24 protein-coding genes and 2 pseudogenes are annotated in these 24,879 nt (G+C 58.9%); 16 read left to right on the top strand and 10 right to left on the bottom strand.

Features of this window, described 5'->3' with window-relative positions; all coding sequences use genetic code 11:
* Positions 1-80: 80 nt before the first annotated feature.
* Positions 81-1,313 carry an efflux RND transporter permease subunit gene (locus ACOCD2_RS01500; RefSeq protein WP_308340153.1) on the bottom strand — a complete coding sequence of 411 codons (1,233 nt, stop codon included), beginning with the start codon at positions 1,311-1,313 and terminating at the stop codon, positions 81-83.
* Between the two features lie 16 nt (positions 1,314-1,329).
* Here ACOCD2_RS01500 and ACOCD2_RS01495 point away from each other — a divergent pair, with 16 nt between their 5' ends.
* Positions 1,330-1,458: a hypothetical protein gene (locus ACOCD2_RS01495; RefSeq protein WP_293646551.1), complete on the top strand. Its 129-nt coding sequence runs from the start codon at positions 1,330-1,332 to the stop codon at positions 1,456-1,458.
* A 135-nt stretch (positions 1,459-1,593) separates the two neighbouring features.
* On the opposite strand, the pseudogene ACOCD2_RS01490 reads toward ACOCD2_RS01495, so the two are convergent.
* Together ACOCD2_RS01490 and ACOCD2_RS01485 are read right to left on the bottom strand one after the other, a co-directional pair.
* Positions 1,594-3,060, bottom strand: a pseudogene (locus tag ACOCD2_RS01490) (efflux RND transporter permease subunit); the annotation flags it as partial.
* Complete coding sequence (locus ACOCD2_RS01485; protein ID WP_293647180.1) at positions 3,053-4,012, bottom strand: efflux RND transporter periplasmic adaptor subunit; 960 nt, start codon at positions 4,010-4,012, stop codon at positions 3,053-3,055. The gene ACOCD2_RS01485 and the pseudogene ACOCD2_RS01490, both read right to left, overlap by 8 nt.
* A gap of 221 nt (positions 4,013-4,233) precedes the next feature.
* Between ACOCD2_RS01485 and sthA the strand changes: the two genes are divergently transcribed.
* From sthA to ACOCD2_RS01465, 4 genes and pseudogenes are all read left to right on the top strand, one after another.
* Positions 4,234-5,625, top strand: coding sequence for a Si-specific NAD(P)(+) transhydrogenase (gene sthA, locus ACOCD2_RS01480; RefSeq protein ID WP_293647178.1), 1,392 nt, complete (start codon positions 4,234-4,236; stop codon positions 5,623-5,625).
* 163 nt (positions 5,626-5,788) lie between these two features.
* The gene (locus tag ACOCD2_RS01475) at positions 5,789-5,968 is read left to right on the top strand and encodes a hypothetical protein (protein WP_293647176.1); all 180 of its coding nucleotides are present in this window, start codon (positions 5,789-5,791) and stop codon (positions 5,966-5,968) included.
* Positions 5,965-6,264 (top strand): type II toxin-antitoxin system RelE/ParE family toxin, encoded by a 300-nt coding sequence (locus ACOCD2_RS01470; protein ID WP_293652618.1) that lies wholly within the window; start codon positions 5,965-5,967, stop codon positions 6,262-6,264. Before ACOCD2_RS01475 ends, ACOCD2_RS01470 begins: the two co-directional genes overlap by 4 nt.
* Positions 6,265-6,481: 217 nt before the next feature.
* Positions 6,482-6,703 (top strand): annotated as a pseudogene (locus ACOCD2_RS01465) (NAD(P)(+) transhydrogenase); the annotation flags it as partial.
* Positions 6,704-6,709: 6 nt separating this feature from the next.
* On the opposite strand, the gene fixJ reads toward ACOCD2_RS01465, so the two are convergent.
* Both fixJ and ACOCD2_RS01455 read right to left on the bottom strand, forming a co-directional pair.
* Positions 6,710-7,336 carry a response regulator FixJ gene (fixJ, locus tag ACOCD2_RS01460; protein ID WP_293647564.1) on the bottom strand — a complete coding sequence of 209 codons (627 nt, stop codon included), beginning with the start codon at positions 7,334-7,336 and terminating at the stop codon, positions 6,710-6,712.
* Positions 7,333-9,903, bottom strand: a complete 2,571-nt coding sequence (locus ACOCD2_RS01455) for a PAS domain-containing sensor histidine kinase (RefSeq protein ID WP_293647566.1) — start codon at positions 9,901-9,903, stop codon at positions 7,333-7,335. The genes fixJ and ACOCD2_RS01455 overlap by 4 nt, the downstream gene beginning before the upstream one ends.
* A gap of 47 nt (positions 9,904-9,950) precedes the next feature.
* Between ACOCD2_RS01455 and ACOCD2_RS01450 the strand changes: the two genes are divergently transcribed.
* Together ACOCD2_RS01450 and ACOCD2_RS01445 are read left to right on the top strand one after the other, a co-directional pair.
* A complete protein-coding gene (locus ACOCD2_RS01450; RefSeq protein WP_293647568.1) occupies positions 9,951-10,421 on the top strand; it encodes an RDD family protein in 471 nt (156 codons plus the stop codon).
* A gap of 3 nt (positions 10,422-10,424) precedes the next feature.
* Positions 10,425-12,116 carry a hypothetical protein gene (locus ACOCD2_RS01445; RefSeq protein WP_293647570.1) on the top strand — a complete coding sequence of 564 codons (1,692 nt, stop codon included), beginning with the start codon at positions 10,425-10,427 and terminating at the stop codon, positions 12,114-12,116.
* A 156-nt stretch (positions 12,117-12,272) separates the two neighbouring features.
* On the opposite strand, the gene ACOCD2_RS01440 is transcribed toward ACOCD2_RS01445, so the two are convergent.
* The 3 genes from ACOCD2_RS01440 to ACOCD2_RS01430 form a co-directional block, all read right to left on the bottom strand.
* Complete coding sequence (locus tag ACOCD2_RS01440; protein WP_041069748.1) at positions 12,273-12,479, bottom strand: cold-shock protein; 207 nt, start codon at positions 12,477-12,479, stop codon at positions 12,273-12,275.
* 230 nt (positions 12,480-12,709) lie between these two features.
* Complete coding sequence (locus tag ACOCD2_RS01435) at positions 12,710-14,491, bottom strand: N-acetylglutaminylglutamine amidotransferase (RefSeq protein ID WP_293648328.1); 1,782 nt, start codon at positions 14,489-14,491, stop codon at positions 12,710-12,712.
* A 3-nt stretch (positions 14,492-14,494) separates the two neighbouring features.
* A complete protein-coding gene (locus ACOCD2_RS01430) occupies positions 14,495-16,075 on the bottom strand; it encodes a hydantoinase B/oxoprolinase family protein (RefSeq protein ID WP_293648331.1) in 1,581 nt (526 codons plus the stop codon).
* A 92-nt stretch (positions 16,076-16,167) separates the two neighbouring features.
* On the opposite strand from ACOCD2_RS01430, the gene ACOCD2_RS01425 reads away from it, so the two are divergent.
* From ACOCD2_RS01425 to ACOCD2_RS01390, 8 genes are all read left to right on the top strand, one after another.
* Entirely contained in the window at positions 16,168-16,746 is a 579-nt protein-coding gene (locus ACOCD2_RS01425; RefSeq protein ID WP_293648334.1) for a superoxide dismutase, read from the top strand.
* Positions 16,747-16,933: 187 nt separating this feature from the next.
* Positions 16,934-17,062: a hypothetical protein gene (locus ACOCD2_RS01420; protein WP_293646551.1), complete on the top strand. Its 129-nt coding sequence runs from the start codon at positions 16,934-16,936 to the stop codon at positions 17,060-17,062.
* A gap of 7 nt (positions 17,063-17,069) precedes the next feature.
* On the top strand, positions 17,070-17,210 hold the full coding sequence (locus ACOCD2_RS01415) for a hypothetical protein (protein ID WP_293646511.1): 141 nt from the start codon (positions 17,070-17,072) through the stop codon (positions 17,208-17,210).
* Positions 17,185-17,307, top strand: a complete 123-nt coding sequence (locus ACOCD2_RS01410; RefSeq protein WP_293646513.1) for a hypothetical protein — start codon at positions 17,185-17,187, stop codon at positions 17,305-17,307. Before ACOCD2_RS01415 ends, ACOCD2_RS01410 begins: the two co-directional genes overlap by 26 nt.
* 58 nt (positions 17,308-17,365) lie before the next feature.
* Complete coding sequence (gene nosD, locus ACOCD2_RS01405) at positions 17,366-18,583, top strand: nitrous oxide reductase family maturation protein NosD (protein ID WP_293646515.1); 1,218 nt, start codon at positions 17,366-17,368, stop codon at positions 18,581-18,583.
* Positions 18,584-18,715: 132 nt separating this feature from the next.
* Positions 18,716-19,897 carry an aspartate aminotransferase family protein gene (locus tag ACOCD2_RS01400; protein ID WP_293646517.1) on the top strand — a complete coding sequence of 394 codons (1,182 nt, stop codon included), beginning with the start codon at positions 18,716-18,718 and terminating at the stop codon, positions 19,895-19,897.
* The gene (gene argF, locus ACOCD2_RS01395; protein ID WP_293646529.1) at positions 19,891-20,793 is read left to right on the top strand and encodes an ornithine carbamoyltransferase; all 903 of its coding nucleotides are present in this window, start codon (positions 19,891-19,893) and stop codon (positions 20,791-20,793) included. Before ACOCD2_RS01400 ends, argF begins: the two co-directional genes overlap by 7 nt.
* Positions 20,794-20,845: 52 nt before the next feature.
* The gene (locus tag ACOCD2_RS01390) at positions 20,846-21,526 is read left to right on the top strand and encodes a TIGR04211 family SH3 domain-containing protein (protein ID WP_293646519.1); all 681 of its coding nucleotides are present in this window, start codon (positions 20,846-20,848) and stop codon (positions 21,524-21,526) included.
* A gap of 50 nt (positions 21,527-21,576) precedes the next feature.
* On the opposite strand, the gene ACOCD2_RS01385 is transcribed toward ACOCD2_RS01390, so the two are convergent.
* Together ACOCD2_RS01385 and ilvD are read right to left on the bottom strand one after the other, a co-directional pair.
* Positions 21,577-22,098: a hypothetical protein gene (locus ACOCD2_RS01385; protein ID WP_293646521.1), complete on the bottom strand. Its 522-nt coding sequence runs from the start codon at positions 22,096-22,098 to the stop codon at positions 21,577-21,579.
* A 19-nt stretch (positions 22,099-22,117) separates the two neighbouring features.
* Entirely contained in the window at positions 22,118-23,968 is a 1,851-nt protein-coding gene (gene ilvD / locus ACOCD2_RS01380; RefSeq protein WP_293646523.1) for a dihydroxy-acid dehydratase, read from the bottom strand.
* 220 nt (positions 23,969-24,188) lie between these two features.
* On the opposite strand from ilvD, the gene ACOCD2_RS01375 reads away from it, so the two are divergent.
* Positions 24,189-24,422 carry a hypothetical protein gene (locus tag ACOCD2_RS01375; protein ID WP_368857494.1) on the top strand — a complete coding sequence of 78 codons (234 nt, stop codon included), beginning with the start codon at positions 24,189-24,191 and terminating at the stop codon, positions 24,420-24,422.
* Positions 24,423-24,879: the final 457 nt, after the last annotated feature.

Here is a 24,879-nt window from a genome sequence, read left to right as displayed (position 1 = left end):
CATCCACCATGTGCTGCAGCACATTGGTGGGGCCAGTACAGTTGAAGAGATCGAGGCCCTGCTACCTTGGAACGTCACCCTCAGTAAGCTGCAAGAGGGCTGATTCTCTGGCGCTTACCCAGAAACCACTGTTCAGGCCCATCCTGCTTTTTCAGGCGGGAGGAGATATCGAACAGGCCATACAGGGGACTGTCTGTCTTGCCGGCCATGTCCCCGGTGACATAGACCACGGGCAACAGATCCTTGTGATGAATACTGTATTCACGCTGCGAGGGCACCACAGAGACGATTTCCGAAAGCGGCACAAACACGCCGTCGCGGTTACGGATCTTGAACGCCAGCACCTGGTCGAGATCCGCCCTTGCTGCCTCGCTCAGCCGCACCCGAATGGGCACGGCGTACTTGAGGTTGGTGCCGTGGATATACGCCATGTCCTCACCGTCCAGTACCGCGGACAGCGCCTGTGCGACATCGGACTGTGACAGCCCCAGCCGGGCAGCGCGCACACGATCCACGATCACCACCGCCTTGTCAGAAGGAAATTCCACGGAATCATCCACGTCCACGATATCCGGCGTGTCCTCGAATACGTCTTCCACCTTTTTCGCCGCTTCGATCTGGCCTTCATAGTCGATGCCGTAGATCTCGGCCACCAGCGGAGACAGCACAGGCGGCCCTGGCGGCACTTCGACGATCTTGGCATTGCCGTCGTAACCGCTGGCGATGGCCTGCACACGGTCGCGCACGGACAGGGCGATCTCGTGGCTCTTACGGTCGCGGTGGTGCTTGTCCACCAGGTTCACCTGGATATCGCCCAGATAGGCGCCCTCGCGCAGGTAATACTGGCGCACCAGGCCATTGAAGCTGATAGGGGCAGCGGTACCTGCATATACTTGGTAGTCCTTCACTTCGGGCACCGTGGCCAGGTAGCTGGCGATCTCGTTCAGGGTGAAGCTGGTCTGTTCCAGCGAAGTGCCTTCCGGCATGTCCAGCACCACCTGGAACTCGGACTTGTTGTCGAAAGGCAACATTTTCATGATGACCTGTTTGCCCACCACCAGGGAAATGGATGCCCCGATGAGGATCAGGATGCCGATGAGCAGAAACCAGCGGTTGCGGCGCCCGCGCTTCTCATGCAGGAAGGGTCGCATGACAGCGCCGAAGAAGCGGTCCAGCTTTCCCCTTCTTGCGTCTGTGTTTTCTCCCTCACTGTGCTCATGGGCCACGGAGGACAGCAAGGTATTGGTAAGCCAGGGAGTGAAGATGAATGCCACGGCCAGGGAGATCAGCATGCCCATGGAGGCATTGATCAAGCGTGTCTTCGGCCTCGTGATAGATTTTGGGACATCCCAGTCCCCAAAATCGACTCAGCCTTTGACAACCTATTTGTGCCCCAGCCGTCCTGGTCACCAAGCACTACGCAACAACTTCGCAAGCTCGTTGCTGCTCCGTACTTGACTCCCATATGACTGGACGCCGCGTTCGGAGGCCTACTTTGTTTTCCCTCTGGCGCAAGGCACGCCGGGAAAACAGTGCGGCCTCGCGGCTACTGGGGTCTACCAGCCTTCGCTTCGCTCTCCATGGCTGGCAGCGGGGGATGGGACTCATGTAAGGCCCCATGAGGCCGGTGACGAAGGCCATGGGCAGCAGGGCGGCAATGACGGTGAAGGTCGCCAGAATTGTGGGGCCTCCCACCTCGTCCACGGCGGCAGGGATGGCTTCCAGCAGTTTCTTTCCCCCCATGGACAGGTGGCGGTGAATGTTCTCCACCACTACGATAGCGTCATCCACCAGAATACCGATGGAGAAGATCAGGGCAAACAGGGAGACCCGGTTCAGGGTAAAGCCCCAGGCCCAGGAAGCGAACAGGGTGATCGCCAGGGTAACGGCCACCGCCACACCCACGATGATGGCCTCCCGCCAGCCAAGAGCGATGAGCACGAGCAGGATCACCGAGGAGGTCGCGAAAATGAGCTTGCTAATGAGCTTCCTGGCCTTGGCGTCTGCCGTGGCGCCGTAGTTGCGCGTGATGCTCACCTCCACGCCATCGGGAATGAAAGTGCCTTCGAGTTCCTGAAAACGCTTGATCACCCGCTGGGCAATCTGCACCGCGTTGGTACCCGGCTTCTTGGCCACGGCGATGGTCACCGCCGGATACTGCCCGTCCAGCTTCAGTCCGGCCTCAGAGCCAGCAGCACCTGGCCCGGTCCAGACATAATTTACAGGACGGTCGGCGCCTTCCTCCACATGTGCCACATCCCGCAGATACACGGGCTTGCCATCCTTGCTGCCCACCACGAGGTCCACGATCTCCGAAGGGCTGCTGAGGAAAACGCCCGCCTGCACCAGGATCTCCCGGTTGTCTGCCGTAACCTTGATATTGTCCCGCGAAGCATTGCCCGCCTGCAGGGAAAGGCGCAGATCGTTGAGGTCGATGCCGTGTCCGGCCAGTGACTGGGGATCGATGGTCACTTTCACCACCCGCTCGGGTGCGCCGATGGTGTAGATATCCCGCGTGCCGGGAACGCGCTTGAGTTCGGATTCGATGGCATGGGCCACCCGCCCCAGTTCATAGGCGCCCATAGCGGGGTCCTTGCTCCACAGGGTGGCGCTGACGATAGGCACGTCATCGATACCCTTGGGCTTGACGATGGGCTGGCCCACGCCCAGGTTGGGCGGCAACCAGTCGAGCTTGGAGAAAATCTTGCTGTAGAGGCGCACGATGGCATCGGTGCGATCCTCGCCCACCTTGAACTGCACGGTCAGCACCGACATGCCCGGCATGGAGGACGAGTACACATGTTTGATGCCTTCGATCTCGGACAGCGCCTGCTCGGCAGGCGTGGACACCAGGCTTTCCACTTCCTGAGCCGCCGCACCGGGAAAGGGAATGAAGACATTGGCAAAGGTCACGTTGATCTGCGGCTCTTCCTCCCGCGGCGTGATGAGGACTGCAAACACCCCCAGCAACATGCCCAGCAGGGCCAGCAGCGGGGTGATCTGCGTGTCCTGAAACTTGCGGGCAATAGAGCCGGAGAAACCCAGCTTCCGCTCACTCATTTGCCTGGCTCTCCCCGGCCTTGCGGCGCTGACGTTTCAGCTCGGCGCCGGCAGCGATAGGATCGAGAAACACCTCATCCCCTTCCTGCAGACCCGACAGCACGGTAAGGGCCTCTTCGCCCAGAGGATCTCCCAGACGCACATAACGGAAGCGTATCTGCTGATCCTCGTCACGCACATACAGGCAGGTCACCTCTGAACGGTACACCACGGCACTGGCGGGTACGATCAGCGCGGGAGCAACACCGGTTTCGAACGCGGTCTTCACCAGCATGCCGGGAAACAGGCGGTCGATATTCTTGGGCAGCTGCAGGCGCACCTTGAAGGTATTGGAAGAAGGATCGGCAAAGGGAAAGACGGTCAGATCACTGACTTCTATCCAGTTGCCCCCGGGGAGCTCCACCTGTGCCCGGCTCTTTTCCCGTATGGCCACGATCAGGCTCTGGGGAACGTCCACCGCCACGCGCAATTCCTGCAGGGAAATGCCGCTCATCAGCGGTGTGCCCGGATGCGCCACCTCACCCACCTGCACGTGGCGCTCGGTCACAATACCCGTATAGGGCGCGGTGATGCGGGTGTAGGCCAGCTGTTCCCTGGCCTGCTCCAGCGCGGCCTGTGCGACATCGAGCTTTGCCCTGGCCGTATTCAGGGACACCTGGGCATCATCCACGTCGGACTTGGACACCAGTTTCTTCGTGTACAGATCCTTGATCCGCCGGTAATTCTTTCTGGCGTCATCGAGCACCGCCTGGGCCGCACGCAGGTCGGCTTCTGCACGGCGCAGCGCAGCCTGCTGTTCCGTATCCTTGAGCTTGACCAGCAAGGCACCCTGTTTGACCACGTCATCGACATCATAATAGATGGCCTCCACCTGGCCGTTGGTCTGGGCAGAAATGCTCAGCAGGGAAAGAAACAACCAGCCTGAAGCCAGGATTGCCGTGTGAAATTTCATGGTAATTCTCTATGTAATCAGTAAACTTATGCCAATATATGTATATCTAATCTGCTATTCAAGAACAATTGTCAAATACCCGGTAATTCACTTGGTTTTCTGTCATCTTCACACTGCCGGCAGATTTTCCTCTTCCCGATGCCATTCGGAAACAGAAATTCCACTCCGATTTATGCCAATATGGCACCTGTCAGCAGAAACGGAACCACAGAAGGAAAACCATGAGTACATATGATGTCATCGTTATTGGCAGCGGCCCCGGGGGGGAAGGTGCCGCCATGCGCCTGGCCAAGGCAGGAAAGGAAGTGGCCGTGGTGGAGGAAGGCCTGCAGCTGGGCGGCAACTGCACCCACAGGGGCACCATTCCCAGCAAGGCGCTGCGCCATGCCATACAACTGCTGGCCGACTACCGCCACCACCCTCTGTTCGAACACACCCTGTCTGCCGCAGAGATCAGCTGGCCACAGCTGCTGCACACCTCCGACCAGGTGATCAGCCAGCAGGTCAGCATGCTGCACCGTTATTACACACGCAATCACGTCCACGTTTTTCATGGCCGGGGACGTTTTACCGATGCCCATACCCTGGAAGTGGTCAACCTCGATGGCAGCACCCAGACGCTGGAAGCGGCGCAGTTCATCGTTGCCACGGGCTCCCGCCCCTGGCGGCCCGCGGAACTGGATTTCAGCCATCCCTGCATCCGTGACAGCGATACCCTGCTGGACATGGACCATACACCGCGCCAGGTCACCATTTTCGGCGCTGGCGTCATCGGCTGCGAGTATGCCTCCATCTTCGCCAACCTGGACGTGAAGGTAAACCTCGTGAACACCCGCGACCGTTTGCTGTCCTTCCTCGACGACGAGGTGACAGATGCGCTCAGCTACCACCTGCGCGACCAGGGCGTGCTGCTGCTGCACAACGAGGCCCTCGGATCCGTAGTGGCCGATGAACAAAGTGTTACCCTGACCTGCAAGTCCGGTCGGGTGATCCGCTCAGAAATCCTGCTGTGGGCCAACGGGCGCAGCGGCAATACCGCCGACATGGGGCTGGAAGCGCTGGGCATAGCGATCAACTCCCGGGGGCAGATCGAAACCAACGACCGTTTCCAGTCCAGCCAGGAGCACATCTATGCCGTGGGCGATGTGGCCGGCCCGCCGGGGCTGGCCTCGGCCTCCTACGACCAGGGACGCTTCGTCGGCACCTTCATCGCCGAAGGCAAGGTGGACTGGCGGCTGGTGGACGAAGTACCCACGGGCATCTACACCAGCCCGGAAATCAGCTCGCTGGGGCGCACCGAAGCCGAGCTGACCAAACAGAATGTCCCCTTCGAGGTAGGCCGGGCGGAATTCAAGAACCTGGCCAGGGCGCAGATATCAGGCCATACCACCGGTATGCTGAAGATCCTGTTCCACCGTGAAACCCTGGAGATCCTGGGCATCCACTGTTTCGGTCAGGAAGCGGCCGAGATCATCCACATCGGCCAGGCCATCATGTCCCAGCCCGGCAGCGGCAACAACCTGCGCTACTTCGCCGAGACCACTTTCAACTACCCCACCATGGCCGAAGCCTACCGGGTGGCGGCGCTGTATGGGCTGAACCGGATCGGCTGAGAATATCTTCGAACGATGTAAGGGGTCGGAGTCAAATCAGGGTGATATCAAGCAAATTCAATGACTTGGAGTGATTTGACTCCGACCTCTGTGGTTACTATCATCAACATGATCGATACGGTGATTCGGCAGGCTGCTCATTAACCTCAGCGAGGAAAACAAGATGCACTCCGCAAAACAAGATGCACTCAACACGATCCAGCAACTACCAGATACTGTCGATACCGAAGAGATGATTTACCGGCTGTATGTGCTGGAGAATATCCGCCGGGGTCAACAGGATGCTGCCGAAGGTAAAACGCAAACCGCTGAGGAAGTGTTGAAGGATATTCAATCGTGGTGAAGTGGACGGCTCACGCCAAGTCCCAGGTTCGCCATATTCATGATTACATCGCTCAGGGCTCGCCGCTGTATGCCCAGCGGGTCAGTGAAGAACTCATCAAAAAAACCATCGGGCTGGATGCACTTCCCCGCAAGGGCAGGAAAGTACCCGAACTAAACGAAGATGCGATACGAGAACTGGGGCTGTATTCCTACCGAATTCTGTACGAGATCAAATCTGATGATCTCATCGAAGTGCTAGCCGTCATTCATAAACGGCGGCATCTGGAGGCTGAGGAGATACCGAGAGGTCAGTAACACTTCCTTCCCATTCTGATTTACAGTTTTCATCCCTTTTGCCGATGGCGGCAGGACGACTGCTGGGCCGGTGGCTGTAAAATCAACGCTGAAATGGTGGCCCCCCTGGTGGCATGGAAACCGTGGGAATCTGGCTGTTTTCCTCTCGACTGGTGTAGATACTGGAGGCTTTTTCTAGAGGATGCCAATTTATTAGTGTCTTCTATTCCATACCACCGGTATGCTGAAGATCCTGTTCCACCGTGAAACCCTGGAGATCCTGGGCATCCACTGTTTCGGTCAGGAAGCGGCCGAGATCATCCACATCGGCCAGGCCATCATGTCCCAGCCCGGCAGCGGCAACAATCTGCGCTATTTTGCCGAGACCACTTTCAACTACCCCACCATGGCCGAAGCCTACCGGGTGGCGGCTTTGTACGGGTTGAACCGGATCGGCTGAATATATCTACGAACCGGAAGCCAGCATGGACATGCGTACCAGTTCCGCCAGGGAGCCGGCCTGCATCTTGTCCATGACCTTGGCGCGGTGAGCCTCAACGGTCTTGGCGGACACGCCCAGGGCGTTGGCGATTTCCTTGTTGGACTTACCCGCTGTCACCATGTCCATGACCTCATGCTCACGGGGCGTGAGCAAAGACAGGCGTGACGCCAGTTCGGCGCGCTGGGACTGTTCCCAGCGCTGCTGCTCATCGACGGACAGGGCGTTGCGTATGGCATCCAGCAGCAGTTCGTCGTTGAAGGGCTTTTCGATGAAATCGATGGCGCCTTCCTTCATGGCACGCACGGACATGGGCACATCGCCGTGGCCGGTGATGATGATGACGGGTATGCTGATCTCGTGGCGCCGCAGGTATTCCTGCAGTTCCAGGCCTCCCATGCCGGGCATGCGCACGTCCAGCAGCAGACAGCCCGAGCGGCCGGGGTAGTAGGCATCGAGAAACGCCTCGGCGGAATCGTAACATTCTACGGACAGCCCCACGGATTCGATCAGCCACTGCAGGGAGCTGCGCATGGCTTCATCATCGTCCACCACGAAAACAGTGGGCTGGGGCTGGTTCTGGCTTTCGTTCATGAGGCAATACTCTCGGCAATGACGCTGCTGGCAGGCAATTCAATGGTAAACACCGTCCCCTTTCCTTTGAGGGAATCGGCCATGATTCTACCATTGTGTTCGGCAACAATTGTCTGACTGATCGACAAACCCATGCCCATACCGGTCTTCTTGGTGCTGAAGAAGGGATCGAACAGGTGCTTGAGGTCTTCCGCCGCGATGCCGCTGCCGTTGTCCTTGACCCGGATGAAAGCCATTCCCTGCGAACTGAATCCGGTTTCGATGAGCAGATGGCGGTCTTCATCGGGCCGGTCCCCCAGTGCATCCAGGGCATTTCGCAACAGGTTCAGAATCACCTGCTCGATCTGCACCGGGTCGATTCTGGCGATCACCGGCTGGCGGCTGAGCAGCAGTTCGATGGTGATACGCAGTTTCTGCCGGTCATGGGCGATGAGGGCGCAGGCATCCTTGACCAGGGCATTCAGGTCCGCGTATTCACGCACCGGCTGCTGACGGGTCACCATGCCGCGCAGGCGCTTGATGATCTCACCCGCGCGCTTGGCCTGCAGGGAGATCTGCTCCATAGCCCTGACCAGCTCTTCTTTCTCGCCGATGCCCAGTCGGATACGCCGCGCACAGCCGTTGGCGAAATTGACGATGGCGGAAAGGGGCTGATTCAGCTCGTGGGCGATACCCGTGGCCATTTCGCCCATGGTGCTGAGACGGGAAACATGGATAAGCTCGTTCTGGCGGTGGCGCGCCTCTTCCTCTGCCTGACGGATGGCCGTGATGTCACGCCCATACACGTTCACATAGCCAAGATTGGCCACCGGCGCCAGCAGCAGGGAGAACACCCCTCCGCTGGTTTCCACTTCCACTTCCCGGGCGCGGCCGCTTTCCAGAATCCTGTCCACCAGGCGCTTCCAGTAGATCGGCACCGTCTGCATGCGCTTGCAGCCCCAGTATTCGAGCAGGGCATCGCTGGCCTTGTTGGCATAGATGACCACACCAGGCTGGTTGATACGCAGCACCGGCAGCGGGCTTTCACCGGGAAAGGCGGCCAGGCTGGCGATTTCCTGCGCCTGGCGCTTGCGCTCGGATATATCCCGGATATAGGTCGTGAAAAACAGCCTGTCTTCCAGCATCACCGGCTTGATGGCAACTTCCACGGGAAACAGCTTGCCGTCTTTGCGGCGGGCGCTGAGCGTGCGCAGCACGGTGGGTGTCTCCGGCACCTGCTCTTCCAGGCAGTCATAGAGCAGACTGTTGAACGCCTCGCGCGAGCCCTTGTCCAGTATGAGCTGATCCAGCGACTGGTTCAGCACCTCATCCCTGTCGTAACCGAAGATCATTTCCGCCGTGGGGTTGAAATCCACGATACGGCCCGCCTGGTCGATCGTCACGATGGGATCGAGAGAAGCATCCAGCACCGCCGTTTTCAGCGCTTCCCGTTCCTGGATCTCCGCGGTGTACTTGGCGCGCATTTCCTCCCTGGCCCGCATCACCGCCTGGGTGAAGCTGCGTATCCAGTCTTCCATGATCAGCAGCTGGTTGCCGCCCTGGGGTGTCGGATGTTCGATCTGCAGCGCCCGGCTGGAAAACTTGGCCACCCGCTTCAGCAGGCGGTTGATACGGCTGGAAATGAGGATGAACAGCAGCACGAAGATCAGGCCCACGATAGCGGCGCCGGTCAGCCTGTGGCGGCGTTCCACGGCGATGATGCTCTGGCGGGTAGCCTCGACCACGTCCCGGGAGATGAGCGTCGCGAAAAGCAGATTGAGCGGGGAATTGCCGTAGTCGAAGAACGACTGGGCGGTAATGACATAGTCGGATTCCAGCGCCTTGATGTTCGCCCCGTCGAGCAGATCGGTATTGCTGCTGCTGGCCAGAATGGTCTGGGTTTCCCCGTCCACCAGGGCCACCGTAGTCTGGGAATTACTGGCGCGCTGCTGCGAAGCCCTCAGGAAATCCTGATCTATCCTGATCAGCAACACCAGCGATCCCATGAGATTGTAGCTGGCATCCTCCACGCGCTCGGCAATCAGCATATACAGATCCCCGTCCAGCCGGGTGATATAGGCCTGCTGCTGCTCGTTGGCAAGCGCGTGCTGCAGCTCGGTGGTGGTTTCCCTGGGCAATGCCTTGTCTCCCAGCTGGTAGATCTCCCGGATATTGCCTTCGAGATCGGCCAACAGCGCCAGGCTGGGTTTCACCGGCAACCCCTCGATGGCATCTTCCGGCAACCAGACCGGCGCCTTCTTTTTATACAGCAGGGGCGCTTCCCCCTCGGTGGAAAACCAGAACACAGGCTCCAGGTAATCCGCCATGCGCCGGTGGTGAGCCAGCAGGCGGGCGGTATTCACATAGGACTGGGTAAAACTGTCGAAGCGGGCCAGGGATTCGCTGGCCCGGGTCTCCAGTTGCCCCCGCAGTTCCTTGTCGAAGATATTCCCGATGGCGTTGGTCTGTATGGGATCGATGACGATCCAGACCGCAGCCCCCGTCAGCAGGCCGAACAGGGCCGCCAGCACCGGCATGGGAACCCGGCGCAGCAGCCTTCTCAGAAAATACCGGCGGGAATGCGTCATGCCCTAATACTACCTGAAACTATTTTTAGCAGGTAAACTGGATCGCCATGAAAAACGCACCGATCGATCTCACAAACGCCGCCGAGCCAGGCCTGTTCAGGCGCATGGCGGCCATCATCTACGACAGCGTGCTGGTTGCAGCACTGGTCGCTGCAGCCTTCACCCTGGTCTATCTGCCCCTGGCCGCCGGTTTCGGCCTGGAGAACATCAAAGACTATCCCTTGTACCAGACCGCTATGACTATCTGGATGTTCACCGTGGCCATCGGGTTTCACCTGTGGTTCTGGACACATGGCGGCCAGACCCTCGGCATGCGCGCCTGGCGCATCATGCTGTTCTCCAGCGACGGCCGCTCACCCAGCCTTAAGCAGGCTGTCGTACGCTATGCCGTGGCAGTCGTTTCACTGGCGGCATTTGGGCTGGGTTTCCTGTGGATACTGATCGACAGCCAGAAACGCGCCTGGCATGACATCGCTTCCGGCACCCGGCTGGTGCTGGTGGATCCCAACAGGACCTGAACCATGGCCATGCGAACCTTTCTCCTGTCCCTCCTGTTGCTGAATACCTCCTGGACCATGGCTGCTGTCACCGTCGTGAACGGCGATGACTGGCGCCTGCCGTCCTGGTCCTCTCCCCTGGACGATACACGTTTCTATTCCGAAGAAGCCTCGCCCGCCGATCATGTCGACGTGCGGGTCATCGACCTCAGCTGGCGGCAGATCAACCCACGGAAAGGTGAATTTTCCACGACCACCGCCGACTCTGCCGCGGGCATGCAATTTCCCTCGCTCGACGATCAGCGCGCCCTGCCCGGAAAATACTGGCTGCGTATCTGGGTGAGCGGCCAGAACTGGGCGCCTGCCTGGGTCAAGTCCGACTGCAACATCAGCAAGACCTGGAAAGACCAGGAAGGCCAGGCCAGGCACCTGCCCATCTGGAACAGCTGTGTCTGGAAACACGTCAAGGACATGTACCGCCAGGTGCTCACCGGCTGGGGCATGGCCGCCGACCCGGACATGCTCTTCATACAGGTACCCGGCGCGTTCTATTACACCGAATTCGACCTCGACATTCCCTTCCAGGCGGCCAAAGACGGCCTGTCATTCGATGCATTCAACACCTGGTTCCAGGCCGCCATGAAAGACCTGGTCACGATCGCCAACGGTGAAAACAGCGATCCCTCCGACGACTATGCCTGGAAGCTGGTGTACACGGGAGAGGACTATCCTTTCGACGACACCTGGAGCGGCGCCACCAACCTGCTGGCGCGGGACGCGGTGCAGGCGGGGCTGGGCATTCGCAACGGCATTACCGAGCTGTTCAACTTTCACCTCAACCATACGCCCGCCTATGGCGCCACCATTGCCCAGGACGGCCATATCGAAATCAACGAAGACTGGCCACTTCTGACCGACAAGCGCACCATCGGTGCGGAAAACGAGTGTTACAACGCCTGCGGCTATCACGCCAAAGATCTTTACTACGCCATCAGGATGTCCAACCTCAAGGCTCTGCAGATGCGCACCAAGCGCCTCTACGTGGTGCCCGAAGACAGTTACCTGTCCACCTACGCCACCCACTGGGACTGGGTGCGGCATTCCCTGGGTAAACAGCGCGACAACAGTGCCGATGCCTGGGTGGCGCTCAGAACCGCCCAGGACAAATACTGGATCGACGATCACAGCCACAGCTGGAACGGTGCGCCCTGGGTGCGCAATCTCGAGCGCTGGCTGGTACAGAAGGACGTGGGCAGCGATGGCATCAGCCGGCGTGGCAGCGATCACCACGTCAACGAGATCGACCGGGACAACGGCGAATCCTGGGAAGGGCGCCTGACGGATCATGCCAACGGGCAGGACTACCTCTACTTCTTCATCGACGACCTGTTTGCCGCCGACTTTCAGCAGTCATGGCAACTGAAGGTGACTTTCGTCGATCAGGGCAACAGCGCCTGGTGGGTCGAATACCCGGACAGCGGCAACCGGATCATCGCCAGCGAAACTGTCAGCCGCAGCAACAGCGGCAAGGTGAAAACCGCCACCATCGACCTGCCCCATGCCTTTTTCGACAACCAGATGGCCAATGCTGCCGACTTCCGCATCTTCAACGGTGGCCAGGAAGACCTGGAGGTGCGCTTTGTACGCCTGATCAGGAAAAACCGCCCGGCCGTTACCCTTCTGTTCCAGGATGGCTTCGAGGATCCGGTCAAATAACCGGATGAATGCTCGTCACATACAAACAGCCATGGCACGACAATCGCTTGAAACCTTCATGAGCGACAACAGCCAATAAAAAAGGCGAAGCCTGATGGCCTCGCCTTTTTCATGCCCGCCCCGCAGCAATGCAGGGCGGTCGCGATCTGGTATGACTCAGATAGCTACGATGTTCTCTGCCTGGGGACCTTTTTGGCCCTGGGTGACAGTGAACTCGACCTTCTGACCTTCGGTCAGGGTCTTGAAACCAGAGCCTTGGATAGCGCTGAAATGAGCAAATACGTCTGGGCCGTTTTCCTGCTCGATGAAACCAAAGCCTTTGGCTTCGTTGAACCATTTAACGGTACCGGTAGTAGTAGACATAATAAAATCCTATAAATTCAAGAGTAATAAAAGCTCCTCACGGAGGCAGTTTTGCTAGAAGTGTTGCGTTTACTTATGAAGAACAGAACGAGGAACTACGGATGGAACTTCGAAATGGCGTGCATAAATATAAGACGTACTTTCAAGCTGAAATCGATTATATACACATTTACCCTGCAGTCAATACAATATTTTTCCTGATTTGCATGCAGATTCACGCGCATGCTGGTTCACAGGGCATCCACATTCCGCTGCAGCCAGAATTCCAGCAGCGCCAGCTGCCACAGCTTGCTGCCCTGAATACGGGTGTGGTGCATTTCCGGCGCACTCAGCAGCATGTCCACGTAGGACCGCTCGTACAGTCCCCGCTCACGGCAGGCCCTTGAATCCAGAATGTCGCGCATGAAGTCCAGGAACTCGCCACGCACATACTTCAGCGCAGGCATGGGAAAATAACCCTTGGGACGGTCGATGACCGCGTCGGGAACGATACCCCGGGCCACGCGCTTGAGCAGATGCTTGCCGCCAGACTGAAACTTGATCTGCGGCGGACAGCGCGCCGCCAGCTCCACCAGTTCGTGGTCCAGGAAGGGCACCCGCGCTTCCAGTCCCCAGGCCATGGTCATGTTGTCCACGCGCTTTACCGGGTCATCCACGATCAGCGTCGTGGCATCCAGCCGCAGCACCGCATCGATACACTCATCGGCACCGGGCTCGTTCAAACGCTGGCGGATATAGTCACCGGTATAGTCGTCACCACGGAAGGGCTGCTGCACCATGCGCAGGTATTCCTCGTGGTCACGGTCGAAATAGGTCTTGCGCAGCCGGTCTGCACAATCACCTTCATCATCCTCCATGATGCGCTGATACCAGAAATAGCCCCCGAAGACCTCATCGGCGCCCTGCCCGGACTGTACTACTTTTATTTCTTTTGAAATCTGCTCCGACAGCAGGTAGAAAGCCACCGCATCCTGACCGAACATGGGCTCGGCCATGGCGTCCACCGCTTCCGGCAGGCGGGCGAGCACCTGGTCGTTGGGCACCAGCAATTTGCGGTGATGGGGGCGGTAGCGTTCCACCACCTGGTCGGAATACTCGAACTCGTTGCCAATCTCCTCGGGCTGGTCCTCGAAACCGATGCTGAAGGTATGCAGATCCTCTTTGCCCAGTTCCGCCAGCAATGCCACCAGCAGGCTGGAATCCAGGCCGCCGGAGAGCAGCACACCCACAGGCACATCGGCGACATCGTTACGCTTGCGCACCGCACTGCGCAGGGCACCGTGGGTGGCGTCCACCCATTCCTGTTCGCTCAGGGATTCTTCCGGGCGGGTGGCGTCCAGCCGCCAGTAGCACCCCGTGATTTCCCGGCCATGGGCATCGATCTTCATCCAGGTGGCCGGCTCCAGCTTGCGCACACCGTTCAGCAGGGTTCCCGGCGCCGGCACCACACCGTGTAGGGTGAACTGGAAATGAAGCGCTACGGCATCGATGGAGGTATCCACGCCACCACCGGCCAGCAACGCCGGCAGGCTGGAGGCAAACCGCAGCCGCTGCCCGTCACGGCTCCAGTAGAAAGGCTTGATGCCGAAACGGTCCCGGGCCATGAACAGGGCTTTCTCGCGCATGTCCCACACGGCAAAGGCAAACATGCCGTGCAGATACGCCAGGCAATCCTGCCCCCATTCCCGCCAGGCTTTGAGAATGACCTCGGAATCCCCGTCGGAGAAAAAGTGGTAGCCCCGCTGCTGCAGTTCCCGGCGCAGTTCCCGATAGTTATAGATAGTGCCGTTGAATACCAGCGCCAGTCCCAGTTCCTGGTCCACCAGGGGCTGATTGGATTTCTCGGAAAGGTCGATGATAGACAGGCGGCGGTGACCGAAACCCAGCACGCCGTCACTGTAACTGCCGCCATGATCCGGGCCACGGGGCCGCAACCGCTCCGTCATGCGCGCAATGGCCGCCAGGTCAGCCGGCTGGCCGTCGAATCTCAGTTCGCCACAGCTACCACACATGATTCAGTCCTTCTCCCGGTCTGTATGTCCCCAGCCGCCACCGCCGGGGGTTTCGATCGTCAGCACATCGCCGGCCTTTACCCTGCGATGGCATTTGGGCGGCAACGCCTCCCCGTTCAGCAGATTGCGGCCACACAGCCCGTTACGGCCACCCGCCAGTCCCCAGGGCGCCAGCAGTCTGCGCTCGGTGAGCAGCGATATTTCCGCATCCGCGAGAAACCCGAGCTCCCTCACCAGGCCGTCACCGCCGCTGTGCTTCCCTGCACCTCCGGAACCCCGGCGGACCTGGTAGCGCCGGATGCGCAAAGGGTATTGCTGTTCCAGCACTTCGACAGGCGTATTCAGGGTGTTGGTCATGTGCGTCTGCACCGCGCTCAGACCTGCCGTCTCCCGGCTCGCGCCCATGCCGCCGCCCATGGTCTCATAATAATCCCAGCTGTCGCCCGGCGCTGCGGACCCCATGGCGAGGTTGTTCATGCTGCCGTGGCTGGCTGCAGCCATCCGATCAGGAATCGCCTGTGCCAGCGCCCCCATGATCACGTCCACAACCCGTGTGCTGGTCTCCACATTGCCCGCCGCCACCGCCGCCGGAAAGCGTGCGTTGACCAGACAGCCTGCCGGTGCGTGCAGGCTGATGTTGCGGAACACACCGGCGCAGGCCGGCGTCTGGGGAGGCATGAGGCAGCGAAACACGTAGTATACGCCAGCGGCAGCGACCGACAGGGGGCAGTTGACATTGCCCGATACCTGTTCGGCGGTGCCGGTGAAATCCACCTCGATATGTCCCTGCCGAACCGTGACTCTGGCCTGAATGGGAATCCGTTCCTGACCCTGGCCATCATCGTCCAGCCAGTCCGTGAACGTATAGCTGCCATCCGGGATCTTCTCCAGTACAGACCGGGCAAGACGCTCCCCGTAGGCGTTCAGCGCCTCCATGCCTGCTGAAAAAACAGCTGTCCCCTGTTCTTCGATCAGCGCCTGCAGGCGCTGCCTGCCCGCCCGGTTGGCGCTGAGCTGTGCGGTCAGATCCCCTTCTGCCGCCCTGGGATTGCGGGTCGCTGCAAGTATGCCGTTCCATACCTCATGGTCCCGTTCACCCGCCCGGACCAGGTGCACCGGCTCGATGACCATGCCCTCCTCCTCCAGAGAAGACGATACCGGCATGGAACCGGGGGTGTCCGCGCCGATATCGGCGTGATGGGCACGGTTGACCACGAAGCCCATCAGGGTTTCACCGGCGAACACGGGAGCGATCAGCGTGATATCCGGCAGATGGGTGCCGCCCAGGTAGGGATCGTTGAGAATGACCTGATCCCCTGCCTGCCAGCTGAGGCGATCGACGATATCCCCCATGGCATAGGCCATGCTGCCCAGATGCACCGGAATATGGGCCGCCTGGGCACCGAGTTCTCCCCGGGCATCGAATATGGCGCAGGAATAGTCCAGGCGGTCACGGATATTGGGCGAAAAAGCCGCATTGCGCAGCACCGCCCCCATTTCGTCACAAACAGATTCGAGGCGGCTGGCAAACAGCCCCAGGGCAATGGCATCGAAGCCTTTTTCACCTTTATTTTCATTTTTCATGGCGGACATTATTGCATTTTGTCCCGATTCCGAATAACCTTAGCACAATAATAACCCAGTAAATCACTAAAGATATAAAACGGAGAACATGAATGACTCATACATTGCCTGATCTGCCCTATGCAAAGGACGCCCTGGAACCCAACATCTCTGCCGAGACCCTGGAGTTCCACCACGACAAGCACCATGCAACCTATGTCACCAATCTGAACAACCTGGTACCCGGCACCGAATTCGAGAACGCCAGCCTGGAAGACATCGTGATGAAATCCGAAGGCGGCATCTTCAACAATGGCGCTCAGGTATGGAACCATACCTTCTATTTCAACTGCATGAGCCCCAACGGCGGTGGCGAGCCTTCCGGCGCCCTGGCCGATGCCATCAACGCGGCTTTCGGTTCCTTCGCCGATTTCAAAGAGAAATTCTCCACCTCCGCCGCCACCAACTTCGGCTGTGGCTGGACCTGGCTGGTAAAGAACCGCGACGGCTCCCTGGAGATCGTCAACACCTCCGGCGCAGGCAACCCCCTGCGTGACGGCAAGACGCCCCTGCTGACCATCGACGTCTGGGAGCACGCCTATTACATCGACAAGCGTAATGTGCGCCCCCAGTACATCGCCGACTTCTTCAACGTGGTCAACTGGGACTTCGTGGCCGGTAACCTGGGCTGACAGCCGGTTTCCGGTTCAAACCATGAAAACCCCGGCCCTGTGCCGGGGTTTTTGCGTATTGCCGATATCCCATGAACACCCGCCACACGCCCCGCCCCGGCATTTCCCGCCGGGACCGGCTGTCAGACGAAGGACTGCAGCGCCTGAAGAAACAGCTGCAGTCTTCAGCAAGCGTGTCTTCGGCCTCGTGATAGATTTTGGGACATCCCAGTCCCCAAAATCGACTCAGCCTTTGACAACCTATTTGTGCCCCAGCCGTCCTGGTCACCAAGCACTACGCAACAACTTCGCAAGCTCGTTGCTGCTCCGTACTTGACTCCCATATGACTGGACGCCGCGTTCGGAGGCCTACTTTATTTTCCCTCTGGCGCAAGGCACGCCGGGAAAATAGTGCGGCCTCGCGGCTACTGGGGACTACCAGCCTTCGCTTCGCTCTCCATGGCTGGCAGCGCCGGCATCAGTGATCAGGTACTGACCCAGTGGATCCGGCGCTACGGCAAAGACGCCGAAGCCCTGATTCTTGAAAGCGGCCGCGAATTGCCTTCAATTGACATGGATTAATGCTCCCTGTGCCCCCTGCAGCTAGGCTTGTTGCTTTCTCATTCTGACCACACCGGCAATGCCCCACGGGAAACTCTTTGGCTTTCTGCTGCTGTTGCTGCTGCTTCAACCGGCGCTTGCGCTCCCGCCCCTGCAGCTCTACGTGGAAATCACGCCCGAAGGCGGCACCCTGAAACCGCCACCGGGAGAATATTCCGGTCCGGTAGTCATCAGGAAACGCATCACCCTGGACGGTGGCGGCAAGGTCACTGTCAACGGTGGCGGCAGCGGCAGCATCCTCACCATCGAAGCCGATGGCGTGGTCGTCAGGGGCCTGCACCTGAGCCATTCGGGTGATTCCCACGACCAGGTGGACGCAGGCATCCTCATCAAGGCCAATGACACAGTGGTGCAGGACAACATCATCGACGACAGCCTGTTCGGCATCCATCTCAGCAGCGCCCATGGCAATCAGGTCATCGGCAACCGCATCAGCTCGAAAGACCGGGACGTGACCCTGCGGGGCGACGGCATCCGGCTGTGGTACAGCCACGAGAACCTGATCAAGGACAATGTCCTCGATCACACGAGGGACATGGTGTTCTCCAACTCCAGGGAGAACCGCATCATCGGCAACCGCATGACCAACAGCCGCATCAGCATGGAACTGGTGTTTTCACCGGAGAACGAAATCCGCGGCAACACCTTCATCGACAACTACAACGGCATCACCGTCATCTATTCCGATGAGTTGACCATCGCCGACAATCATATCCTGCGCATGCGCAAGCTGACGGGCTCTGGCATCTCGGTGAAAGAAAGTTATGACATTCTCATCGACAACAACGAAATCGCGCACTGCGCCGTCGGCTTGCTCGCCACCTCTCCCCTGGAAGCGGAAAACATTCTCACCATCACCAACAATCTGTTTACCTTCAACGACGTTGCCGCCTATTTCTACGGTGAAAAGGGTGGCCACCAGATCCACGACAACCGTTTTATCGACAACTTCGTCGATGCCATGGGCAGCACCACCCATACCTCCCGTCTCAACAACTGGAAAGGCAACTACTGGGACAGCTATTCCGGTTTCGACCTGAACCACGACGGTGTGGGCGACCAGCCCCACCGAGTGTACCTGTATGCGGACAGCATCTGGATGGAACGTTCCATGGCGCGCTTCTACCGCGGCACACCCGCGCTGACGCTGATCGACTTTGTCGAACGCCTCATCCCTTCTTCCGAACCGGACCTAATGTACATGGATCCCGCCCCCCTGATGACACCAAAACACTGAAATTCACCTTGAAAAAGCCCCGGTTTTTATGTAGTGTCCGTCCTTTGCTTTTGGACATTGGGGTTCACAAAGCACAGGTGGCCACCGTTTCGGGGCTGCCTTTTGTTTTTAGGGGTTTGCGGAACAACCGCCATGAAGAATGTATTGATGAACACTTACAACCGTCTTCCGGTCACTTTCGTCAGGGGCGAAGGTGTCTACCTGCATGACGACCAGGGAAAAACCTATCTCGATGCCATTTCCGGTATCGCCGTCTGTGGTCTCGGCCACGCCCATCCGGAAGTGAGCCGCGCCATCTGCGAACAGGCAGGCGCCCTGGTGCATACCTCCAACCTGTATGGCATCGCCCATCAGCAGGAACTGGGTGAAAAGCTGGTGGAGCTGTCCGGCATGGAAAAGGTGTTCTTCGCCAATTCCGGGGCCGAAGCCAACGAAGCGGCCATCAAGCTGGCGCGCCTGCACGGACACAAGCAGGGGATCGACAATCCGGTGATCCTGGTCATGGAAGAAAGCTTCCACGGCCGTACGCTGGCCACGCTGACCGCCACGGGAAACCGCAAGGTCCAGGCCGGCTTCGAGCCCCTGGTACAGGGCTTCGCCCGGGTGCCTTACGGTGATCTGGACGCCCTGAAAACCGCCGCCGACAATCTCAAGGGTATCGTCGCCGTGCTGGTGGAACCGGTGCAGGGTGAAGGCGGCATCAACATTCCCCCGGACGGCTACCTGCCCGGCATTCGCGAACTCTGTGACCGGCACAACTGGCTGATGATGCTGGACGAGATCCAGACCGGCATGGGCCGCACCGGCAAACCTTTTGCTTTTCAACACCATGAGCTGACACCGGACGTCATGACCCTGGCCAAGGCCCTAGGTAACGGCGTACCCATCGGCGCCTGCCTGGCCAACGGCAAGGCTGCTGATCTGTTCGCCCCCGGCAATCACGGCTCCACCTTTGGCGGCAACCCCCTGGCCTGTGCCGCCGGGCTGGCCGTGGTGGAACAGCTCACCGCCAACCGGCTCTGGGAACAGGCCGCCAGCAAGGGCGAAGCGCTTGCCAGCGGGCTGGCGCAGAAGCTCGACGGCGTGGAAGGCTTCGTGGAAATCCGCTCCCTGGGGCTGATGCTGGGATTACAGCTGGACCGCCCCTGCGCGGAGCTGGTCGGTCTGGCGCTGGAAAAGGGCCTGCTGATCAATGTCACCGCCGATTCCGTGGTGCGTCTGCTGCCGCCCCTGATCATCAGCGATGAACAGATCGGGCAGCTGACAGACGAGCTGTCCTGCCTGATCACCGGGTTTCTGGAGTCCGCATCATGACGCGGCATTTTCTGAGCCTGCTGGATCTGTCACCCGAAGAATTCCGCGGCATCATCCGGCGTGCCGGTGAACTGAAACAACTGCAGCACCGGGGAGAGATCGTGGAAACCCTGAAACACAGGGTGCTGGGCATGATCTTCGAAAAATCCTCCACACGCACCCGGGTCTCGTTCGAGGCGGGCATGACCCAACTGGGTGGTGCTGCGATGTTCCTGTCGCCCAACGACACTCAGCTGGGGCGCGGCGAGCCCATCGAGGATACCGCCAGGGTACTGTCACGCATGGTGGACTGCGTGATGATCCGCACCTTCGAGCATGAAAAGGTCCAGCGTTTCGCCGACTATTCACAGGTGCCTGTCATCAACGGGCTGACCGATCTGGTGCATCCCTGCCAGCTGCTGGCGGACATGCAGACCTGGTTTGAGCACCGTGGCGACATTCAGGGCAAAACCGTTGCCTGGATCGGTGACGGCAACAACATGTGCCACTCTTACATCAATGCCGCCCGCCAGTTGGATTTCTGGCTGCATATCGCCTGCCCCGAAGGATACGATCCCGATCCCCAGATTCTGGATCCGGCCACTGACCGCTGCACCCTTTTTCGCGATCCCCAGCAGGCCGCAAGCGGTGCCGACCTCATCGTCACCGACGTCTGGGCGAGCATGGGACAGGAAGAAGAACAGAAGCAGCGGGAGAAGGATTTTGCAGGTTATGAAGTGACCGCCGCGCTCATGGCCCAGGCAGCGCCGGATGCGCTGTTCATGCACTGCCTGCCGGCCCATCGCGGCGAGGAAGTGGCTGCGGAAGTCATCGACGCCGAGGATTCAGTAGTCTGGGAAGAAGCGGAAAACCGCCTCCACGCCCAGAAAGCCCTGCTGGAATTTCTGCTGACCTGAAACCTGCTTGCAAGTACAATAGGCCCCACTGCTTTTCGGATCGCTCACCGTCATGGACTTCAAAATAACCAAAATTCTCCTGTTGCTCTTTCTGCTGTGGGTGGCGTTTTCCGCCCAGGCGGAAACCCGCTATGTCACCGACCAGGCGAAAATCACCATGCGCAGCGGGGAAAGCGCCAAGCACCGCATCGTAAGAATGCTTCCTTCCGGCACAACAGTCACCGTATTGAGCACCAACAGCGCCAGCGGTTACAGCAGGATCCGCCTGGCGGATGGCAAAACCGGCTATGTACTGACCCGTCAGTTGCTTACCCAGCCCGTGGCGCGCGACCGCATCATCAAGCTGGAAGCCCGCATCAAGGAACTGGAGGCCTCCCCCGGGGAGCTGAGCAGCAAGCTGGCCAAGCTTTCGCGCGAACATGGCACCCTGAAACAGGCACATGCAGCACTGCAATCAGAGAAAGACGCCATACAGTCTGAACTGGAAGAGCTGAAACGCACCTCGGCCAACGCGGTACAGATTGCCCAGGAACGCAAGACCCTGCGCAAACAGGTCGCCACCATGAGCCGGGATCTTGCTGATCAGGAACAGGAAATCCTCGAACTGAAAAACAGCTCTACACAGCGCTGGTTTCTTATCGGCGGTGGCGTTCTGTTCGGTGGCATACTGCTCGGACTGGTGCTGCCGCACCTTAGAGTGAAGAAGCGCAAGGATTCCTGGGGCTCCCTGTAGCAGACTCCCGCTCCCGACCGGTCATCATCACCGCTGGCTGCCGCGGAGGTCTATTCCAAAGGCAGCGCCTCCACGGTAAAGCGCAAATCATAGACAGACCCTTTGCTGCGCAGTTTGCGCAACTGCAACACATGACTGTCCATTCGCCATTCCCCGTCCACCGGTGCCATGATGGCCTGGTACATATCCTTCGTGATGCCCGCACCCAGGGTCTTCTCCAGCAGCACGTCCACATAGCGCGAGAATACCTTGAGCACCCCCTGGGGCTGCCGGTCCGAGCGCATGCGCAGTTCCAGAATCTGCTTTCGCGGCCGCGTCTCACTGCCGAACACACGATACTGCAGGTCGCTGGCGGCCGCTGGCTCACCCTGGGGCAGCTTCTTGCGCGTGCTTCCGCAACTCCACTCGCCACTTCCCTGCTCACGGTATTTATCAGATCCCGGAATGCCCAGATCCTTCATGTAAGCGCACAACACCTGCGGCGTCTTGCCCAGAAAAGGCTCGGCCGCAAAAGAGACTGAGCCTGATATCAGCAGAGAACCGAGAATTCCGCTGAGTATGACCTTGTTCATTTTCATGCTCCCAGCTGATTCAGCAGTTTTCTATCTGACTCACATCACGCACCGCGCCCCGCGCTGCATCTGTGGTCATCGCGGCATAGGCGCGCAGCGCCGGTGATACGACACGTTCACGGGCAACCGGTTTCCACGGCTGCTCACTCAGTTCCATGGCATTGCGGCGTTGCGCAAGTTCCTCGTCGCTGATGGCAATACGGATGCTCCGGCCCGGAATATCGATTTCGATGGTGTCGCCTTCCTCCACCAGGCCGATGTTGCCTTTGCCCGCCGCTTCGGGGGAGACGTGGCCGATGGACAGGCCGGAAGTGCCACCGGAAAAACGCCCGTCCGTAATCAGTGCGCATTCCTTGCCCAGTCCCTTGGATTTGAGGTAACTGGTGGGATAGAGCATTTCCTGCATGCCCGGTCCGCCCTTGGGGCCTTCGTAGCGGATGATGAGCACATCTCCCGGCTTTATCTTGTCTTCCAGAATGGCGACCACGGCATCGTCCTGGCTCTCGAACACCCGTGCAGGGCCACTGAACTTCAGAATGGATTCATCCACACCTGCTGTTTTGACGATACAGCCGTTTTCAGCCAGGTTGCCGTACAGCACGGCCAGCCCACCATCCTGACTGTAGGCATGGGCCTTGTCCCTGATACAGCCACTTTCACGATCCAGATCCAGGTCGGGATAGCGCTTGTTCTGGCTGAAGGCCTCCTGACTGGGCACGCCACCGGGCGCTGCGCGGTAGAAATCCTTACGCTTCTGGTCGTCGGTATAGCGCACATCCCACAGAGCCAGGGCTTCGGCCATGGTGCGGGCATGCACCGTGGGCAGATCATGATGCAGCAGGCCCGCCCGTTCCAGCTCGCCAAGAATGCCGAACACGCCGCCGGCGCGATGCACGTCTTCCATGTGATAAGTCTGGATGGAAGGCGCCACCTTACACAAATGAGGCACCTTGCGCGACATGCGGTCGATATCTTCCATGGTGAAATCAACGCCGGCTTCGGATGCTGCAGCCAGCAGGTGCAATACGGTGTTGGTGGAACCACCCATGGCGATATCCAGCGCCATGGCATTTTCGAAGGCTTCGAAAGCCGCAATGGAACGTGGCAGCACCGACTCATCGTCCTGCTCGTACCAGCGCCGCGCCAGGCCCACGACAATGCTCCCTGCTTCCAGGAACAGGCGCTTGCGGTCGGCGTGGGTGGCCACCAGGGAACCGTTGCCCGGCAATGACAGCCCCAGCGCTTCGGTGAGGCAGTTCATGGAGTTGGCGGTAAACATACCGGAGCAGGAACCGCAGGTGGGACAGGCAGAGCGTTCCACCGCCATCACATCCTCGTCGCTCTCCTTGTCATCCGCCGCCATGACCATGGCGTCCACCAGGTCCAGGTGCAGTTCCTTTTCATGCACCACGGCCTTGCCCGCTTCCATGGGGCCACCGGAGACGAAAACGGTGGGAATGTTCAGGCGCAGAGCAGCCATGAGCATGCCCGGGGTGATCTTGTCGCAATTGGAGATACACACCAGCGCATCGGCGCAGTGGGCGTTGACCATGTATTCCACCGAATCGGCGATGAGATCCCGCGAAGGCAGGGAATAGAGCATGCCGCCATGCCCCATGGCGATACCATCATCCACGGCGATGGTGTTGAATTCCTTGGCAACGCCACCGGCCCGTTCAATCTCCCTTGCCACCAGCTGCCCCATGTCTTTGAGATGCACATGACCGGGCACGAACTGGGTAAAGGAATTGGCGATGGCGATGATGGGCTTGTCGAAATCATCGTCTTTCATGCCTGTGGCGCGCCACAGGGCACGGGCGCCGGCCATGTTGCGGCCATGAGTGGTGGTTCTGGAACGATATTCTGGCATGATGGACTTTCCGTCTCTGTGGTAAATTCTGTTCATTATAGCGGAGTAACTATTCAGCGAGTATTTCAAAACAAGAGTAACGGCTCAGATCGCCACTGAAATGTGTCAGATCAAGGCAAAAAATGTGAGTTTACAACTGTAAATGACCATTTTTAAACGCAGAGCTGGCGCATTTCAGTGGTTAGCTGTCAAGTCACTGCATCATGTGCCTGTCCCCCTGATGGGCAAGGCGCTGGAAGAAATCCACCGAGTACTGCGCCCGGGTGGGCTGGCCTATATCTTCGAACCTGTCTATGCCGGCCAATTCAATGAGATACTGCGGTTGTTCAACGACGAGAAGGAAGTCCGCCAGGCGGCCTTCGACACCTTGAAGGATGCGGTGAGCCGGGGTGATTTCGCCTTGAAAGACGAAATATTCTTTCAGTCCAAATCCGAATTCGGCACTTTTGCCTAATTTGAAGACAGAATCCTGTTTCCCAGTCATTCCGACCACAGTATCGATGAAACACTCCATGATCAGGTCAGGCTGGGCTGGCCTTTGAACCCCACCTGGGACCCGACGGCGCCAGCTTCATCAACCCTCACAGGGTCGATCTGCTGCAAAAGATATGACGGTCATCCTAATTATCAGGCAGAATTGCGCTATAATTGATAATAAATATTCATGAATCCGCTAGTCACACCCCTGATTATGGAAAAAACCCTATCCGTAGGTCGGACTTCAGTCCGACATTGCCCCTTTGTGGCAGCTGCTGTCGGGCTGAAGCCCGACCTACGGAAAATCAATGGCTTAAGTGTATTTCCAAATTAACGGGGCAACCATTCGGTTATTGTCATCATGTCCAAAAAAAGCGAGCGCACCCGTCAGAAGATCATCGAGGCCGCCAACCGGCTTTTCTATCACCAGGGTT

It is taken from the genome of Thiolapillus sp., assembly GCF_048562965.1.
GTDB lineage: Bacteria > Pseudomonadota > Gammaproteobacteria > Chromatiales > Chromatiaceae > Thiolapillus > Thiolapillus brandeum_A.
This window is presented reverse-complemented; position numbering and strand designations above follow the sequence as displayed.

Excerpts from the sequence above, each read along its gene's own strand:
- ACOCD2_RS01485 (WP_293647180.1), bottom strand. The coding sequence starts at position 4,012 with ATGAAATTTCACACGGCAATCCTGGCTTCAGGCTGGTTGTTTCTTTCC.
- sthA (WP_293647178.1), top strand. The coding sequence starts at position 4,234 with ATGAGTACATATGATGTCATCGTTATTGGCAGCGGCCCCGGGGGGGAA.
- ACOCD2_RS01475 (WP_293647176.1), top strand. The coding sequence starts at position 5,789 with ATGCACTCCGCAAAACAAGATGCACTCAACACGATCCAGCAACTACCA.
- fixJ (WP_293647564.1), bottom strand. The coding sequence starts at position 7,336 with ATGAACGAAAGCCAGAACCAGCCCCAGCCCACTGTTTTCGTGGTGGAC.
- ACOCD2_RS01455 (WP_293647566.1), bottom strand. The coding sequence starts at position 9,903 with ATGACGCATTCCCGCCGGTATTTTCTGAGAAGGCTGCTGCGCCGGGTT.
- ACOCD2_RS01450 (WP_293647568.1), top strand. The coding sequence starts at position 9,951 with ATGAAAAACGCACCGATCGATCTCACAAACGCCGCCGAGCCAGGCCTG.
- ACOCD2_RS01445 (WP_293647570.1), top strand. The coding sequence starts at position 10,425 with ATGGCCATGCGAACCTTTCTCCTGTCCCTCCTGTTGCTGAATACCTCC.
- ACOCD2_RS01440 (WP_041069748.1), bottom strand. The coding sequence starts at position 12,479 with ATGTCTACTACTACCGGTACCGTTAAATGGTTCAACGAAGCCAAAGGC.
- ACOCD2_RS01435 (WP_293648328.1), bottom strand. The coding sequence starts at position 14,491 with ATGTGTGGTAGCTGTGGCGAACTGAGATTCGACGGCCAGCCGGCTGAC.
- ACOCD2_RS01430 (WP_293648331.1), bottom strand. The coding sequence starts at position 16,075 with ATGAAAAATGAAAATAAAGGTGAAAAAGGCTTCGATGCCATTGCCCTG.
- ACOCD2_RS01425 (WP_293648334.1), top strand. The coding sequence starts at position 16,168 with ATGACTCATACATTGCCTGATCTGCCCTATGCAAAGGACGCCCTGGAA.
- ACOCD2_RS01415 (WP_293646511.1), top strand. The coding sequence starts at position 17,070 with ATGACTGGACGCCGCGTTCGGAGGCCTACTTTATTTTCCCTCTGGCGC.
- ACOCD2_RS01410 (WP_293646513.1), top strand. The coding sequence starts at position 17,185 with ATGGCTGGCAGCGCCGGCATCAGTGATCAGGTACTGACCCAGTGGATC.
- nosD (WP_293646515.1), top strand. The coding sequence starts at position 17,366 with ATGCCCCACGGGAAACTCTTTGGCTTTCTGCTGCTGTTGCTGCTGCTT.
- ACOCD2_RS01400 (WP_293646517.1), top strand. The coding sequence starts at position 18,716 with ATGAAGAATGTATTGATGAACACTTACAACCGTCTTCCGGTCACTTTC.
- ACOCD2_RS01390 (WP_293646519.1), top strand. The coding sequence starts at position 20,846 with ATGGACTTCAAAATAACCAAAATTCTCCTGTTGCTCTTTCTGCTGTGG.
- ACOCD2_RS01385 (WP_293646521.1), bottom strand. The coding sequence starts at position 22,098 with ATGAACAAGGTCATACTCAGCGGAATTCTCGGTTCTCTGCTGATATCA.
- ilvD (WP_293646523.1), bottom strand. The coding sequence starts at position 23,968 with ATGCCAGAATATCGTTCCAGAACCACCACTCATGGCCGCAACATGGCC.
- ACOCD2_RS01375 (WP_368857494.1), top strand. The coding sequence starts at position 24,189 with ATGGGCAAGGCGCTGGAAGAAATCCACCGAGTACTGCGCCCGGGTGGG.